At 56.1% G+C, this 15,866-nt stretch carries 14 protein-coding genes; 1 reads left to right on the plus strand and 13 read right to left on the minus strand.

Annotated elements, in window-relative coordinates:
* Positions 1-7 precede the first annotated feature (7 nt).
* The 6 genes from Fuma_RS00880 to Fuma_RS00905 form a co-directional block, all read right to left on the minus strand.
* Entirely contained in the window at positions 8-385 is a 378-nt protein-coding gene (locus Fuma_RS00880) for a GxxExxY protein (protein ID WP_077022467.1), read from the minus strand.
* 180 nt (positions 386-565) lie between these two features.
* Positions 566-1,939, minus strand: coding sequence for an MFS transporter (locus Fuma_RS00885; RefSeq protein ID WP_158520817.1), 1,374 nt, complete (start codon positions 1,937-1,939; stop codon positions 566-568).
* Entirely contained in the window at positions 1,932-2,699 is a 768-nt protein-coding gene (locus Fuma_RS00890; RefSeq protein ID WP_099091852.1) for an ABC transporter permease, read from the minus strand. The genes Fuma_RS00885 and Fuma_RS00890 overlap by 8 nt, the downstream gene beginning before the upstream one ends.
* Positions 2,700-2,864: 165 nt before the next feature.
* Positions 2,865-3,863, minus strand: coding sequence for an ABC transporter ATP-binding protein (locus Fuma_RS00895; RefSeq protein WP_077022470.1), 999 nt, complete (start codon positions 3,861-3,863; stop codon positions 2,865-2,867).
* Positions 3,864-3,994: 131 nt separating this feature from the next.
* The gene (locus Fuma_RS36100; RefSeq protein WP_077022471.1) at positions 3,995-8,053 is read right to left on the minus strand and encodes an isoleucine--tRNA ligase; all 4,059 of its coding nucleotides are present in this window, start codon (positions 8,051-8,053) and stop codon (positions 3,995-3,997) included.
* 130 nt (positions 8,054-8,183) lie between these two features.
* Positions 8,184-8,594 (minus strand): hypothetical protein, encoded by a 411-nt coding sequence (locus Fuma_RS00905; protein ID WP_077022472.1) that lies wholly within the window; start codon positions 8,592-8,594, stop codon positions 8,184-8,186.
* Between the two features lie 450 nt (positions 8,595-9,044).
* Here Fuma_RS00905 and Fuma_RS00910 point away from each other — a divergent pair, with 450 nt between their 5' ends.
* A complete protein-coding gene (locus tag Fuma_RS00910) occupies positions 9,045-10,724 on the plus strand; it encodes a SulP family inorganic anion transporter (RefSeq protein WP_077022473.1) in 1,680 nt (559 codons plus the stop codon).
* A 116-nt stretch (positions 10,725-10,840) separates the two neighbouring features.
* On the opposite strand, the gene Fuma_RS00915 is transcribed toward Fuma_RS00910, so the two are convergent.
* From Fuma_RS00915 to Fuma_RS00945, 7 genes are all read right to left on the minus strand, one after another.
* On the minus strand, positions 10,841-11,392 hold the full coding sequence (locus tag Fuma_RS00915) for a flavoprotein (protein WP_077022474.1): 552 nt from the start codon (positions 11,390-11,392) through the stop codon (positions 10,841-10,843).
* Positions 11,393-11,490: 98 nt separating this feature from the next.
* On the minus strand, positions 11,491-11,781 hold the full coding sequence (locus tag Fuma_RS00920; RefSeq protein WP_077022475.1) for a DNA-directed RNA polymerase subunit omega: 291 nt from the start codon (positions 11,779-11,781) through the stop codon (positions 11,491-11,493).
* Positions 11,774-12,385, minus strand: coding sequence for a guanylate kinase (gene gmk, locus Fuma_RS00925; protein ID WP_077022476.1), 612 nt, complete (start codon positions 12,383-12,385; stop codon positions 11,774-11,776). Before gmk ends, Fuma_RS00920 begins: the two co-directional genes overlap by 8 nt.
* Positions 12,378-13,256: a YicC/YloC family endoribonuclease gene (locus Fuma_RS00930; protein ID WP_083731708.1), complete on the minus strand. Its 879-nt coding sequence runs from the start codon at positions 13,254-13,256 to the stop codon at positions 12,378-12,380. The genes gmk and Fuma_RS00930 overlap by 8 nt, the downstream gene beginning before the upstream one ends.
* Before the next feature lie 180 nt (positions 13,257-13,436).
* Positions 13,437-14,087: a preprotein translocase subunit SecG gene (gene secG / locus Fuma_RS35840; RefSeq protein ID WP_077022478.1), complete on the minus strand. Its 651-nt coding sequence runs from the start codon at positions 14,085-14,087 to the stop codon at positions 13,437-13,439.
* Between the two features lie 60 nt (positions 14,088-14,147).
* A complete protein-coding gene (gene tpiA, locus Fuma_RS00940) occupies positions 14,148-14,921 on the minus strand; it encodes a triose-phosphate isomerase (RefSeq protein ID WP_077022479.1) in 774 nt (257 codons plus the stop codon).
* Between the two features lie 98 nt (positions 14,922-15,019).
* Positions 15,020-15,862 (minus strand): type III pantothenate kinase, encoded by an 843-nt coding sequence (locus Fuma_RS00945; RefSeq protein ID WP_077022480.1) that lies wholly within the window; start codon positions 15,860-15,862, stop codon positions 15,020-15,022.
* Positions 15,863-15,866: the final 4 nt, after the last annotated feature.

The following is a 15,866-nucleotide window of genomic DNA, read 5'->3' on the forward strand; positions in this document are numbered from 1 at the left end:
ACGCGGCTCACCGAACGATCCGCTCCCATTCCAGTTTCGGATGGTGGCCAAAGTTGACCAGCAAGCCGAGGCGATGCCCGGTTGCTTTCAAATAGTTGTGAATCTGAGCCTGGTGTTCCTCGGTGAGTTTGGAGACAGCTTTGATTTCCAGAATGATCTTGCCGAAGCAGACGAAGTCCGGTTTGTAGACTTGAGTCAGTCGGCGTCCCTTGTAGCTCAATTCCAGTTCCTGCTGGGTAGCGAATGGGAGGGACTGAAGAGCCAGTTCGAGTTCCAGGCATTCCTGATAGACCGGTTCGACGAAGCCGGTGCCCTTTTCTTTGTAGACTTCGAAGCAGGCTCCCATGATCTTGTAGGATTCTTCTTTGAACAGAATCTCTGGCATCGCTGATCTTTCCGGCGAAGGGAGGGGCGGACGGGAGGAACCACGAAAGTCACGAAATACACGAAAGAAATCGCAGAGAGCCAGTCAGTCGGACTTTGTCCACGCACCTGTGCTTCTTTCGTGTGTTTCGTCTTTTTTGTGGTTGCAAATGCCCGAGCAACAAAAGGGGCGAGGTTTCGCTTATTTCTTCTCATGAATTTCGCTGTCTGCCGCTCCGCACTTTGCGAAGTACCAGACGACGGCCAGGATCAATGGCATTGCTCCGGCGAAGAAGAACATCTGGCGAAATCCGACGCCATCAAACTGAGGCAGGTCGATGATTTTGCCGAGCAGGGGGGCTGAAATTCCGCTTCCCAGATCCAGACAGCCCAACGTCAGGTTGATCCCGCTGCCTCGATAGCGAGGCGGAAACGTGCCCGATCCCAGTGACACAATTGAAGGGAACAGTAGCGCGTGGCCGAACCCGCACAGGACGGCGGAAAACAGGAGGTGCCACCAGGCCGAAACCGGAATCAGGGACCACAAACCCAGCCCCTGAAAAATGAGTCCCATCAGGATCAAACGATACCGGCCGACTCGCTGACTAAGCGCTGCCGTCCGCAGCCGAAACGTGAATGCCGTGATGGCGTAGATGGTCCAGTAGGCGGCGATTCCACCGAAGTGTTCGTGCTGATTGAACCTCACCAAATACAACGACGGCACGGTAAAGACCAGTCCCATTGTCATGGACACCACAACGACAAGGCCTGGCCAGTGTCGTCGAGTCAAAGTCAGCAACGATGGTCGAGCTTCATGCTTTTCGGGGCGCGGCAGGCCTTTTGTCACCAGCAGCAAACAGACGATGTACGCGGCCAGCAATCCCGCCGCCAACATGAAGACTCGCGGAAAGAAAACGTTAACGTCGTCGTCGGCCAGCCATCGCAGGAAATCCGCCAGTTGCGGACCCAGAATCATTCCGACAAACCCGCTGCTGCCCAGTAGAGCGATAAATTCTGTACGGCGGAACTCCGGCACGCAGGACTGAATATGAAACGTGCTGCAGGTGAACATTCCGGCCAGTCCCGTTGCAAACAGAACGCGTCCCAGCACCAGCAATGGCGAAACGGTGGTCAGTGTGGCGAAGATTGAAATTCCGGTGAAAGCCAGCGAAGCCATCAACGCCCACACGCGACGCACACCAAACCTGTCGATGGATTGGCCAAGAAAAACGCGAACGCAAATGGCGGCAAGAATGCCGTACTGGATGATTCGGCCTGGCAGTTCCTCCTGATATGCGACTCCCGTTGTGCCGTGTTGAGCCAGCCATGCGACCCAGTCGGCGAACACAAACGTCAGCGCATTGGCGGTGACCAGCAGCAGATTGGCGATGTACGACAGCACGAACACCGGGTGTCCGATGCCATTGATTGTCGCATCGCTGCCAGCGAGTGACGCGGTCCCCGCATTTTTTGCGACAGTGCCGGGCGAACGATACGGATCACTGCCTGCAGATCCCGATCCGATTTCACTGACGACATCTTCTGGCTGCGTATGATGTCCTGAGTCGTCAGCCACCGAACGCTCCATAGCGACGAACGCCGTAATGGAAGGCAATGCGATTCGCTGCGAACAGCACCACAATCCACAATGCCTGGATACTGAGTTCTGCGGCAAGTGAGTCGGCGGGAACTCGTCCCAGCAAAATGGCGGCCGGGAAGTAGGCGAGGTACTTAAATGGCAGGTAGTAGACCCACGGGATCCATTCTGCGATCCATTCCAGCGGAATCATGTGTCCCGATAAAAAGTAGCTCATCATCATATAAATAAAGATCAGCGAGCTGACTTCCAGAAACCAGAATGAGATCAGGCCGATCAGCGATTCGATCAGAAACCCGATTAAAAATGCCATGGCCAGCGAGCACGCGCAGGCGAGGGCAACTTTGGGTTCCGGCCAGCCCGGCAGATAGTCGCGGCACAACCAGAACACCAGCGCGAATGGGCCGGTGGCGACGGCGTAGTACACGATCTTATGAGCCACTCGATGCCAGAACAGGTAGTCCAGCATGTCGACCGGTTGCAGCAGGTACTTGCGCACCGAGCCATCGCGAACTGATGCCGCGATCCCCGTTGACAGGCCTGGCATGCTGGAAAATGCGCGAGCCACCATGACCAGCAGGTAATACGATACCATCGACGGGTAGCTGTACCCGTTCATGACTCGCTGATTGTCGCCGGCAAAGATCGCGTTCCACAGGAATACCTGAGTCACAATGGGCAGAAAACGCACGAGCGTCGCGAAGGCAAAATCGCCACGATAAACCAGTCGTTCTTCCATCGCCGTACGCAGAATCAGCCACTTGACTCGGAGCGATCCGGCCAGACTGTTCGCGAATGAAGGGGACGACGACACGTTGTTTGTGCTTTCTGTTCTTGAATCGCAATTTTGGGTGTGCAGAAGCGGTTTCGTTCACCTTAAGTTTCGAACTTGAGGTCTCAGGGTTTAAACCGTATCCGCTCGCGACTCACTATCCGACGAAAACAATTCCGCGATCACATCTTCCAGTGGCCGTTCAGAAACACTCACGTCTTCGATATCGTATTCGCCAAGAATTCGCGACAACACGTCGGAGACCTTGTGTTTTTCTACCTGCAGTTTCAGCATTGGAGGCCGGTTTTCCAGCACGACACCGTAACGATCAATTCCGTTTGGGGTGCTGTTGACCGCGAAATGCAGTTCAATGATTTTGTGCCGACTGAATCTGTCGATTATCTCATCCAGCGATCCGTCGTGGATCTTTGTGCCTTTGTTAATCACGATCGCTCGATCGCACAGCGCTTCCACATCCTTCATGTAGTGGCTTGTCAGAATAACAGTGATGCCCTGTTCCTTTTGGTACTTCAACAGGAACTGCTGCACTCGCCGCTGACTAATCACGTCCAGCCCGATGGTTGGTTCGTCCAGAAACAGAACGTCGGGGCGATGGATCAGTGCCGCAATCAGCTCCATCCGCATGCGTTCGCCAAGTGACAATTCGCGGACGGGCTGTGACATCAGCTCGCCGACTTCCAGCAGCTCCGTCAATTCGTCCAGCCGCGATTTATAGTCCGCCGCGCTGACTCGGTAGATCTCTTTGTGAAGGCGGAAGGATTCCTGAGCCGGCAAGTCCCACCACAGCTGTTCCTTCTGGCCCGTTACCAAAGAAAACCGTCGCCGATAAGCGTCCTCACGTTTCCACGGGACGTGTCCGAGCACTGTGGCGCTGCCGGACGTGGGCACGATTAGACCGGACAACAGCTTCAGAGTAGTCGTTTTTCCGGCCCCGTTGGGCCCCAGGAACGCAACCATCTCGCCTTCGTCGATACTGAAGCTGACGTCCTGCACAGCGTGGACTTCGCGATATTCACGGTGTAGCAAGCCGCGCACCGAAGCGAAGAGACCTTCTCGCTTGCGATACACCTTATAAGTGCGTCCCAGATTCTGAACTTCGATGGCAGACATTGGCAGGATCGTAGTTCAGTGCGGGGTTCGAACCAATTGGTCGAGGCAGCAGCGTTTGGAAAATCGCGGAAACGGCTTCCGCCATCGACCGAGGTCACGGCGTCGACGGTAGCCAAACAGTCCTTAGCGTATTAAACCAACGTAACAATCCACACCGTCGCCGCGACATCACCGACGTTCACCGATTTGGCGTTGCTGGCCGGTGCGGAGGCGAATTCGATGCTGTCTGCCAGAGTTTCTCCACAGATGTAGTCACCCCATTCGGCTACCATCGCCTGCAGCAAATTGTTGTCGCTATTGTATTGGATCCTGATCCGGTCCTGAATGTGCAGGTCTGCGTCTTTGCGCAGTTGCTGCACCTGTCGCACGAAGTCGCGTGACATGCCTTTGCGGATAAGGTCGTCTGTCAGTACGGTGCTGATGGCGATCTGAATGCCTGCTTCGTCGCCGCACACCCAGTCTTCCGCCTGTTCAGTGCTGATCAGAACATCATCGGGAGTCAGGTCGATCGTGTTTCCGTCGATGTCGACCGAAAGACTTTCGCCGCGACGCAGCGGTCCCAACACGGCGTCGCCGAGTTCCGGCAGTTTGGTCCGAAGAACTCCCAGCAGCTTGCCGTATTTGGGGCCGAGCGTTTTTAGATTCGGCTTGTAGCTGTAGCCGACAAGGTCGTCCAGATTGTCCTGCTGCGTGACGTTTTCAATATTCAGTTCTTCCTTGATCACGTCGGCCAATTGCGCAACTGCGGATGCTGTTTCTGCATCGCTGGTGGCATACTGAAGCTCGGCCAGCGGCTGGCGAACTCGCAAAGTATTCTCTTCACGCAGCTTGTGTCCCAACTTCACGACCAACTGAGCGGCTGCCATGCGGTTGTTCAACGCTTCGTCCAACAGCGCAGGATCTGCGGTCGGGTAGTCGCACAGATGAACGCTCTGCGGCAGTTCGCCGTCATCCGGCGATGCTTGAGCTGCGAATTCTGAAGCCCCTCTCACCAGATTCTGATACATCCGTTCCGTTAAGAATGGTACGCAGGGAGCCAGCAACTGGCAGAGTTTTACCAGCACTTCATACAGCGTTTCGTACGCGGCCGTTTTGTCCGTATCGCTGGCATCTTTGGAACGCCAGAACCGACGGCGGTTGCGGCGAATGTACCAGTTGCTCAGATTATCAATAAATTCAGCCGCCGCCGCGCAGAAGGCGGGCGCGTTGTAGTCGGCGAGTTCGCGATGAGCAGTATCGATCAGCGTTTGCAGATTGGACAGCAACCACCGGTCGATTTCGGGACGGTCGGCGACCGGAACAAAACCGCTTTCCGCGTTCTGGCCTCTGCTCTTCCCACACACTCGTGCCCGCAGATCATCGCCTGGCACAAACCCATCCGCGATCGCGTAGTCCACGAAGAACTTGTAGCAGTTCCAAAGCGGAATCAGGATCTGCCGACGTGTTTCATCGGCCGGGCCACTGGTGACGGTCGCTGTCGGAACGCCTTCTTTGGTTTCGCTGATTTGACCGTCGGGCGTGTTTAACGTCACCGGCTGATCAGGATGTCGAGTTCCGAATCGCAGGTCGGTCGCGGGGTTGTGTTGCAGGTACATCCACCGCATCGTGTCCACGCCGATTTGTTCGGCCGCTTCTTCAAACCAGATGGCCGTGCCGTCCGACTTGTGCATCGGCTGCCCCTGTTCGTTTTGAACAAGGCGATGTCCGAGCAACGTGCGGAACGGTTTTTTTTCCTCCGCCGTTCGTTTTCCGTCCGGGTCGTACATCATCATCGTGGACAGCGACAGCATCGAATAAAACCAGTTGCGAAACTGGCCAGGAAAACATTCGGTGACCAGGTCAGCCGGATACCAGTCGGCCCAGTTGACAGCTTCGGTGCTGAAACGTTCGTTGAAGTTCATCGTGCTGAAGGGAACGATTCCCGCATCCAGCCACGGGTTGCCGACGTCTTCGATACGAGTCATCAGGTTGCCGGTTTTCGGATTGCGGATTTTGACTCCATCGATCCACGGCCGATGAGGCGTCTGCCCTTCAAATCCGTCCCAGCCTTCGACAGCTCGTTCTTTGAGTTCCGCGAGCGAACCCATGACTTCGAAATCGCCCGATTCTTCGTCGACCCAAATCGGCAACGCCAAGCCCCAGAATCGCTTTTTGGAAATCATCCAGTCGCTCATGTTGGACAACCATTCGACTTCGCGATCCTGTCCGTCGATGCTATCCGGCAACCAGCGAATCTGCTTTGTCACGTCTTTGATTTCATCGCGCCAGTCCATGTTGATGAACCATTCGTCGACCAGACGAAACACAAGTTCGTCGCCGGTGCGCCAGCAATGCGGATAGATGTGCGGATAGGTTTCGACGGCGACCAGCAGCCCTTTTTCCTTCAGCTTTTCGAAAACCAGTTCGGCTGTTTCCGGTGCAATCGCTTCTTTACCGGCAAATTCACCGAACGGTTCGCCGTAGGTGCCGTCGTCATTGAGTGGCGCGATGATCGGCATGCCGATGGATGAGCCGATCTTGTGGTCGATGTCCCCACAGCCGGGAGCCATGTGGACGATGCCTGTACCCTCTCCCGCCACGACGTGCGCGTTCCCTCTTGAGTCGCGACCTCCGTCGATAACCCGATGGAACTTTGCTGCTGATTTATCCGATGCAATCCAATCCGCCGCATCTTTGTAAAGAGCACGAAGGCCAGTCGTCAATATATTGGCTAGGCTTTGCGCATCGAGTTCAGACGGTAACGCCTGATTTCCATTAACTATCTCCAAGTCTTCGCGATCAAAACTCGATTGAGCGTTTGAATAGTCTCCGCAGCCGATTCGAACGAACGCCGCGAATCGTTCGGCGATACTCGCGGGCAGATTCGAACGGATGAATGCATTTTGAAAACTTGGGATTTCATCGTTTTCATTCGGCGGGGCGGTCGGATCCAAAGTCCGTCGAATACCGGACACGAATTGACTTAGTTGCGTCGCGATGTGGCTCGGATTGGGAATTATGTAGTTCGCTGAATTATCAGCCAACTGTTGCGCTCGAGAGACGTGCCACGGCAATGCTTCCTGAGGGGTTAACTGAGCCGGTAGGTCATCAAACGGCCCTTCGTAAGCAAGACCAACAAGTTCCGAGCCTTTGACGGTCCCTAGTTCTTCGAAGCCGCCCTGTTCTTTGAATATCTGAGCGATCGTTTTCAGCTTGCCGACGCCTTCCGGCCATTTCCATTCGGGACGGCCGAAGCCATCTTTGAACTCGGAGGCGAGACGCTGAAAGTTCAGGTTCTCTTTGGCGAAGTAATATACCGCGTCGTCCTTCTTTGCCTTGATCTTCACGTAGTCGAGATCCACGTTCACGGCCGCACCGACGTTACTTGTCAGCGTCCACGGCGTCGTCGTCCAGACCAGCAGGAACTCGTTTTCGCGATCCTTCAAGGGGAAACGTACGAAGACGGATTTATGCGTGGTCAGCTTGCGGCCTTCCGCGATTTCCATCTGCGAATACGCGCTGCCGCCTCGGCCGGACCACGGCATTACGTCGTGGCCCTGATAAACTTTGCCTCGTTCAAAACACTTCTTCAGGAAGTCCCAGATCGTTTCGTTGTTCTCGGTGCTGAACGTGAAGTAGCTGCCGCCCCATTCCGGGTTGCCCAGTTTTTCGACCAGTTGATGAGCCTTCGCGGTTTCTGTTTGGCCACTCGGAGCGGTAAATTCAACTTCAGCGTCCGTTCCGAGGTATTCGGCAAGTTCCCGCAGCTGATCGGGATCGTCCCAATCCATCCAGTAGCCCAGCCGTTGAGACTGTTCTGTCTGCCGAGCTGCGAAGCGGAGGACTCGGCGCTTGCATTCGTTCACAAAGTTATCGATGCCGTATTCGTGGACGGCCGTCTTGGTGCCGAGGCCCAGCTGCTTTTCGACTTCGACTTCTACCCACAAGCCCTGGCAGTCGAATCCGTTTTGGTAGCGCTGGTCATGGCCGGTCATCGCAAAGAAACGCTGGTACGTATCCTTGTACGTGCGTCCCCAGGCATGGTGGACGCCCATCGGATTGTTGGCCGTGATCGGACCGTCCAGGAAGCTCCACTTTTCGCCGCCGCGATTCTTTTCGCGCAGTTTGCGGAAGGTGTCGTGCGCCGTCCAGAAGTTCAGAACGGAGTGTTCGCCAGGGATGAAGTTGCTGTCGGAAACGGGCTGGAACATAAAATGCTGTCAGACTACGCGGCTGCGGGCCGCATGCTTGAAGAAAGACGGGGGTTCTAAAGGCGGAATTCTAATTGGCGGCGGCGTTTTTTGTAGTCCGGGCACCTTGCTCGGATACCGCCCTGTGGCTTCACGCCAACCCTACGCTGGCCACGTCATCGATCGAAAACGGTCCATGCTGGATGGAATCCCCCGAAACGGGATCTCGAGCGACCAGTACCAGCACGCCACGTTCACTCTGACGCGAATCCGGATACCCTGCGGCTTCGGTGCCATCCTTGAGTGTGACTCGCACTTGGTGAGTTTCATTGACGCCCGACATTTCCGGGTGAGCCAGCACGGGAAAGCGTTCCCAGGCCCACGTCCACAATGTCGCCTTCACGTCGACTCGGCCAGCAATGTCCAGCCATTCGACTTCCGCCTGCAGCAACTGCTTTCGGTTCGCCTGCTGACACCACGGATGCAGGACGGAGTCGATCCAGTCGCGACGAGAGGCGGCGAGATCTGGAAATGACACAGGTGCGATGGAAGTGGAATTCATGGGGGCGATGAGAGATTCTGCGGAAGAATGAGTTAGTGGTTGAGTCTACCGAGTTTTCACTCAGGCTGCAGCAATTCGGTACCGTAGTTGGTGAGTTCGTTCTGAAGTGTTCAGGCGGTTTCGTTCAGAATGCAAAAGCAACCTTCAGCGAATTGGAATCGAAAAAATTCATCAACCACTGGGTGTTTTGCCGCACTTAAAGGTCGAAATTTGAAAAATCGTTTATCGCTTTTGAGCATTCAGGCGGGACTTAGAAACGCGAGTTGACCGAACGGGGCACAGGGAGATAGTGTCCCATTGCTGACCCGCTGATTGTCGCCACGTGACTTTCGTGAAGCCGATGCGACGGCGGGTATTTTCACTGCTTACGACGGCGATCCGAGCTGGCGAGAGCTGGTATCGTCGATTGCTACGCCCCACCACGCTGGGGCTTCCCTTTCTGGAAATAACATGCTGGATTTCTTTCGTCAGCGGTCCGCGTCCGCAAAAGACGACGTGCTGTCAGGTCTAACTGTCGCTCTTGCCCTGGTTCCTGAAGCAATTGCATTCGCCTTTGTTGCTGGTGTCTCGCCGCTTATCGGCCTCTATTCTGCCTTCTTTATCGGGCTGATTACCGCCATTTTCGGCGGCCGCCCCGGAATGATTTCCGGAGCCACCGGTGCGATGGCCGTTGTGATCGTGGCGTTGGTCGCTGATTATGGCGTGGAATACCTGTTCCCCACCGTGATTTTGTGCGGACTTCTGCAAATCGCGATCGGCTTGGGGCGACTCGGAAAACTCATTCGCATGGTGCCGCACCCCGTCATGCTGGGCTTTGTTAACGGGCTCGCAATTGTCATCGGGCTGGCTCAGCTGGGCAGTTTTAAGACGCTTTCCTCCGGTGGCGAGCTCGTCTTCCTGAACGGTAAGCCGCTGATGCTGATGCTCTCTCTGGTAATCGCCACGATGTGCATCATCTGGCTTCTGCCCCGCTTTACCAAAGCTTTGCCAGCGTCGTTGGTCGCGATTTTGTTGGTGACCTTTGCGTCGATCGCCATCAACCGAAATGTAGAAACGCCGAATGGCGAAAATGTGCTGGCGACCGTGGGCGACATGCTGCGGACCAATATTAAAGCCGCTGAATTCGCGGAAGTCGGCGATCTGGCCACTGCTGGCGTCGCCACCGGTGCCGCCGGAGAAATTGCTGCGAAGGCGGATTCCGCTGCCGGCAGCATCAGCGGTGGCCTGCCTGTGCCGTTCTTTATGCAGTACGAAATGGTCCCGCTGAACTGGGAAACCCTGAAAATCATCTTCCCGTTCGCCATCATCCTGTGCGGCGTCGGCCTGATTGAATCCCTGATGACGCTGACTTTGATCGACGAAATTACCGAGACGCGCGGTAAGGGAAATCGTGAATGCGTTGGCCAGGGGGCTGCCAATATTGTGTGCGGCCTGTTCGGCGGAATGGGTGGTTGTGCAATGATCGGTCAGTCACTGATTAACGTGAATTCCGGCGGTCGAGGCCGTCTGTCCGGCGTTACGGCGGCCGTGTGTCTGCTGGCCTTTGTACTGTTTCTCGCTCCATGGATCGAACAGATTCCCATGGCTGCGCTGGTCGGCGTGATGTTTATGGTCGTGATCGGAACGTTTGAATGGGCGTCGTTGAAGATGTTCAAACGCATGCCCCGCAGCGACGTCTTCGTCATGCTGCTTGTGGCCGGCTATACGGTGTTTATGCACGACCTTGCGTCGGCCGTGATTCTGGGCGTGATTGTGTCGGCTCTCGTCTTTGCATGGCAGCACGCGACTCATATCGGAGCTGACTCGAAGTACAACGAGTTCGGCAGCCGCATTTATCAGCTGCACGGCCCATTGTTTTTTGCATCCGTTTCGTCGTTCAAGGACATGTTTAACGTGAACGAAGATCCGGATGACGTTGTGATCGACTTCTACTACAGCCGCGTGTATGACCAATCGGGACTGGAAGCAATCAACTGGCTGGCTGAAAAGTACGAAGGCTGTGGCAAGCGTTTGCACCTGACTCACCTAAGCCCCGAATGCCGCAAGTTGCTGGACAAGGCTGGCGATCTGGTTGAGATCAACATGTCCGAAGACCCTCAGTACCACATCGCCACAGACCGCTTGGCCTGATCGGTGGCTTCACCGCGCATTGTTGGTTCGTAGCGATACAGGTTTCGAGTTCGTCTCGGTCTACAAGCAAATAACCGGGGCGAACCCTCAGCAGTTAGTACTCGCAGCCTCAGTTCTTAGCCAGCGAACTGTACTTCCAGCCGCTGCAGGATGCTGGCCGGGCTGGCCATGCGACCCGCTCCGATCTGCCCACAGCTTAACCAGCCTTCTTCCGGATCAATCACAGTGATGCCGTCCGCAATCAATTGCTGGACGTTTCGTTGCACGGGTGGTTTAGCCCACATGTCGCAGTTCATCGCGGGCGCGACAAAAACGGGGGCTGTGGTGGCGAGTAACGCGGTTGTGAGCAGGTCGTCGGATAACCCCTGAGCCAACCGGGCGATTGAACTGGCCGTGGCAGGAGCGACGACCACAGCTTCAGCACGTTGAGCCAGGCCAATGTGTTCGCCCTGGAAGTGTTCGTTTGCTTCGAACGGAGCCGTGTTGACCGGGCGGCCGGTGAGGGCTTCAAATGTGGTGGCACCGATAAACTGGTGTGCGGCGTCGGTCATAATCACGGAGACCTTCGCCCCGGCCTGCACCAGCTTGCTGCACAGGTCGGCCGATTTGTACGCTGCAATCCCGCCCGTTACGCCCAGCAGTATTTCTTTATTGATGAGCGTAGACATGGGCGTTCACGATTCACGAGTTCAGCGAAAAAAGCCCGGCTTTCAGGTAAAGCCGGGCTCATTTAGCGGTTACAGATTTCGCGGCTACAAGCAAGTGCCTAGTTCAAATCATCAATCCCCGGGCCATCATCGTCAGCCAGCAGGGCTTCCAGAGCGTCGACGGTTTCGGATTCGTCCTCGACAACCTTCACTTCGCCGGAAGTGTCCAGGTAGATTTTGTCCTGCATAATCTCAGCAACAACGATCTGCATCAGGTCCTTGGTCTGCATATCGACCAGTGCCCGAGCGCCTCGGTTAAGGGCGACCATGCGTTTTTGGACCAGTGTGGAAAGCTTAAAGCGGCCGCCCACTTTGCGAGCAATCGCATCTTCACGAAATTCGTCATGCATTCTCGTTCGTCTCCTCAGACTTCAGTATTTTACAGATTTCTGCGACAGCCCGATCGAGTTTGTCATTCACCACGATGTGGCGATATCGGTCTGTAAATTGTAGCTCTTTGGCGGCAGTCGCCAGCCGTTTTTGGATGATTTGTTCGCTTTCCGTCCCGCGCGCTCTCAGGCGGCGTTCGAATTCTTCCGGCGAGGGCGTCTTCAGGAAAATGGTAACAGCATCCGGATACTGCTGCATCACGTTCAATGCGCCTTCGACGTCGATTTCCAGGAATGCCCACGCCTCCGCCTCCCGTGCTCGCCGGATTTCCGATTTTAGAGTCCCGTACAGGAATCCAGACGAAAATACTTCGGCGTGCTCCAGAAACGCGTCCTCGGCCAACCGCTGACGGAATTCGGCATCAGACAGAAAGTAATAGTCTCCGCCCTCAATCTCACCCGGCCGAGGCTTGCGCGTTGTAGCAGACACGGCTTTCAAAAGCCGCACTGGGGATTCGGCCATCAGTCGGTTCACGATTGTCGTCTTGCCGCTGCCGCTGGGGCCGGACAGGATGACAACGCGGTGAGATTTCGCCTCTGTGGTTTGTGCGTCCTGACTACTCAACGTTCTGCAGCACTTCCCGGATTCGTTCGATGGCCGCCTTCATTTCGACGACGTTGTGAGCGATCGCCACGTTATTGGCCTTCGAACCGATCGTGTTGATTTCGCGAAACATTTCCTGACCAAGGAATTCCAGTTTTCGCCCCATTGATTTTTCGCTTTCCAAAAAGCGATCAAACTGGTCGAGGTGCGAACGCAGGCGAGTGATCTCTTCGTTGATGTCACACTTATCTGAAAATACGGCGACTTCGCGAATGACGTCTTTGCCATCGACCTGAACGTCGGTATCGGCCAGACTTTTGCGAACGCGGTCCAGAATTTTTTCGCGGTAAGCTGCAACGACTTCGGGAGCTCGTTTTTCGACTTCGTCGACCTGCGACGCAATCGTCTGGCACTGCCCCTTCAGGTCCTGAAGCATCGATTCGCCTTCCTTGCCGCGGAAGTCGTGGAAGTGCTGTAGTGCTTCCCGAAGCGTGCTTTCCAGCACAGGCCAGACGGATTCGACGATGTCGGGAGTGACTTCTGATTCGGTGACGACACCTGGAAGCGGCAGCAGGTCCGCCAAAGTTGGCTGTCGATCGGCTGGGGAATCAAGCTCACCCTGCACCGAAGCAATCTGCTGCAGATAGCGTTTGAGAGTCGGTTGGTCGATGGAATATCCGCCCGCTTCCGAATGCAGCCGGACTCGAAACGCAACCTGCAGGGAACCGCGAGCGATCTCTTCCCGAATAATCTTTTCCAGATCCGTTTCGAAGCGAGCCACGAAGTCGGGCAGGCGCATAGAAACTTTAAGGTAGCGGTTGTTGACGGCTTTCAATTCCACGCTGACATACGCCGCCTCATTTTGCTGAGTCGCGTTGCCAAACCCTGTCATGCTTAATAGCACAGAAAACCTCGCGTTTTGTTGACGGTGTGGGAGTATGGGAGCGAAATAGCGGGTGGCTTAACTCCCGAGCCCGCTCGGCCGGAATATCCATGGCTCCGCACTGTTACGCTGTGCCGGTGCCGTTCTGCGGCTGGTCCGTGAAGGACAAGCGAACACCGTCCACACCGTCTATTCAGCAGCTTCTTCTTTCGTGGCGTCAGGCTCTTCAGCAGACGTTTTATCGCTGGCTTCGTCGCCACCTTCAGGCTTCGCATCGGCCTCAGCTGGCTCGGCTGCCTTTTCTTCTTCAGCAGCGGTGTCGGCGTCCGCCTCTGGTTTCGCGTCAGTACCTTCTTCGGTCTTTGGTTCGGCTGGTGCGTCGCTTTCCGGTGCCTTGTCGCCCACAGCCTTTGCTGGCTCTTCTTCGGTGGCTTCTGCTTCTGCTTCTGCTTCTGCTTCTGCTTCTGCTTCTGCTTCCGTGGCTTCTGCCTCAACGGCCGCATCGTCATCAGCAGGATCGGCTCCCTTAACTGGTGCGGCGTCAGCGTCTTTCTGCTCTCCTTCCGGCAATTCCAGAGCGGTGTCCTTCGCGTTTTCTGCCGCTGTCGTTCGCATCGTAATGCCCAGCACGCCAGCAGAGATCACCCAAATCACAGCGACGACGATCGTGATTTTTGTGAACACATCGCCAGCTCGAACACCCAAAGCACTCTGCCCGCCCATGCCGCCAAAAGCGCCGGCCAGGCCGCCGCCTCTGCCGCGCTGAATCAGTACCAGCAAAATCATTACGATGCTGGAAAACAGCAACAACGCACCCAGTGCATAAATCAGAAAGCTCATCGTTCCGGCACTCCGTCAGCAGCCTCAACAGGCTGATCTTGAAAAATTGAGGGCGATTATTCAGGCAGACGCCAGCTTGCGAGCTGCGTCGATGATCGGGATAAATGCGTCTGCTTTCAGACTCGCACCGCCAACCAGAGCACCATCGACGTTAGGTTGCCCCAGAAGTGCTTCCGCGTTGTCCGCCTTCACGCTGCCGCCGTACAGAATTCGAATCTGGTCGGCGAACGCAGCAGTGTAATGCTTCGCCACCCATTTGCGAAGGTGATCGTGAGCAGATTCCGCCTGTTCTGTGGTTGCAACAACCCCTGTGCCAATGGCCCAAACGGGTTCGTAGGCGATCACGAGGTGATTCGCGTCGGATTCCGAAATATCAGCCAGGCCGCCTTCCATTTGGCGATCCAGCACAGCTTCTGTCTGAGATGCCTCACGTTCGCTTAGCAATTCGCCAACGCACAGCACGACTTTCAACCCGCCAGCGATTGCGGCTTTGACCTTCTTGTTGATCGTCTCATCGCATTCGCCCATCACATGACGGCGTTCGCTGTGACCGATCAAAACGTACTGACAGCCGACATCCTTGAGCATGTCGACGGACACTTCGCCGGTGAATGCACCGCCCGCTTCGAAGTAAACGTCCTGAGCTCCCACCTGCACGGCACTGCCGGAAACCTTTTCGCTGATTGCACTTACGTACGGAAATGGTGGGCACACAAGGACTTCGACGCCCGCTTCTTCGGCCGAGGCATTTGCCGCTAGCGCGCCAGCCAACTCTTCGCCGGTGGCGCGAGTTGTGTTCATTTTCCAATTGCCAGCAACGAGATACCGTCGCATGCTGAGTACTCCGCAAGTTGTAAAGTGTGTGCCTGGAATGGGTTCCGGTGTGGCCACTTCAGATTTGAAGCGGCATCGTAGTCGGCGGCACCCTCAGGTCAACCGCGATTGCCGCTATTCACGGCTTTCTCAGAAGTCGACAGCAGCGCCAGCCCGTGTAAAGCGAGGCTGTCGATGTATACGCTCGGGCTTAGGTACGGCGAAAGCTGCCTTCCGCCTCCGCCCGTCAACAGGCAGGCAGGGGCGGTGCGGTCTGAAAACTGCTCCACCGCCGCGAAACTCAGTCGACTCTGCAGTTCCTTAATCGCCCCGAGTTGCCCCCAGAACAGACCGGACCGGATCGCTTGGTCGGTATTTCGGCCGGGCACGGGCGCATCGGAGGGTTCGACAGGCTGGCCGATGTTGTCGGTGTTAATCAGGGGCAACCGAGCTGTGTAGTCGTGGAGGGCGTACGCTGAGAGCCGCAGTCCTGGCAGAATCGAGCCGCCTCGGAAGACGCCGTCACTCGTGACCAAATTGACCGTCGTCGCCGTGCCGGAATCCACGACAATCGCTGTCTGCCGCGCCGCGAACAATCGATGAGCGGCATACGCTGTCAGCAGCCGGTCAATGCCCACCCGGGCGGGTTCATCCACGTCCACTTCAATCGGGACGTCGACATGCGATTCGATAAGCCGTGGTGGCGAATTCGCCAGCGGCCAACTTTCAAGCAAGCTGTCACGGGCAGGCGGGTTCGAACCAGCGATGATCGCGCAGCGGATCTTTGAGACGCCGACGTTCGTCAGCCATTGTTGCAGTTCGTGGGCCAGGTCTTCTGTGTCTGCCAGACGAACGGCACTGATTTCGACCACCTGCGGCGCGGCGGCAATCGCTGTTTCGAAGACACCGAATTTCGCGCGAGTGTTGCCGACGTCGACGGCGAGTGTGAATTGCTGAGTCATCGCG

Origin of the sequence: Fuerstiella marisgermanici (assembly GCF_001983935.1) — a bacterium.
Classification (GTDB): Bacteria; Planctomycetota; Planctomycetia; order Planctomycetales; family Planctomycetaceae; genus Fuerstiella; species Fuerstiella marisgermanici.

Excerpts from the sequence above, each read along its gene's own strand:
- Fuma_RS00880 (WP_077022467.1), bottom strand. The coding sequence starts at position 385 with ATGCCAGAGATTCTGTTCAAAGAAGAATCCTACAAGATCATGGGAGCC.
- Fuma_RS00890 (WP_099091852.1), bottom strand. The coding sequence starts at position 2,699 with ATGGAAGAACGACTGGTTTATCGTGGCGATTTTGCCTTCGCGACGCTC.
- Fuma_RS00895 (WP_077022470.1), bottom strand. The coding sequence starts at position 3,863 with ATGTCTGCCATCGAAGTTCAGAATCTGGGACGCACTTATAAGGTGTAT.
- Fuma_RS36100 (WP_077022471.1), bottom strand. The coding sequence starts at position 8,053 with ATGTTCCAGCCCGTTTCCGACAGCAACTTCATCCCTGGCGAACACTCC.
- Fuma_RS00905 (WP_077022472.1), bottom strand. The coding sequence starts at position 8,594 with ATGAATTCCACTTCCATCGCACCTGTGTCATTTCCAGATCTCGCCGCC.
- Fuma_RS00910 (WP_077022473.1), top strand. The coding sequence starts at position 9,045 with ATGCTGGATTTCTTTCGTCAGCGGTCCGCGTCCGCAAAAGACGACGTG.
- Fuma_RS00915 (WP_077022474.1), bottom strand. The coding sequence starts at position 11,392 with ATGTCTACGCTCATCAATAAAGAAATACTGCTGGGCGTAACGGGCGGG.
- Fuma_RS00920 (WP_077022475.1), bottom strand. The coding sequence starts at position 11,781 with ATGCATGACGAATTTCGTGAAGATGCGATTGCTCGCAAAGTGGGCGGC.
- Fuma_RS00930 (WP_083731708.1), bottom strand. The coding sequence starts at position 13,256 with ATGACAGGGTTTGGCAACGCGACTCAGCAAAATGAGGCGGCGTATGTC.
- secG (WP_077022478.1), bottom strand. The coding sequence starts at position 14,087 with ATGAGCTTTCTGATTTATGCACTGGGTGCGTTGTTGCTGTTTTCCAGC.
- tpiA (WP_077022479.1), bottom strand. The coding sequence starts at position 14,921 with ATGCGACGGTATCTCGTTGCTGGCAATTGGAAAATGAACACAACTCGC.
- Fuma_RS00945 (WP_077022480.1), bottom strand. The coding sequence starts at position 15,862 with ATGACTCAGCAATTCACACTCGCCGTCGACGTCGGCAACACTCGCGCG.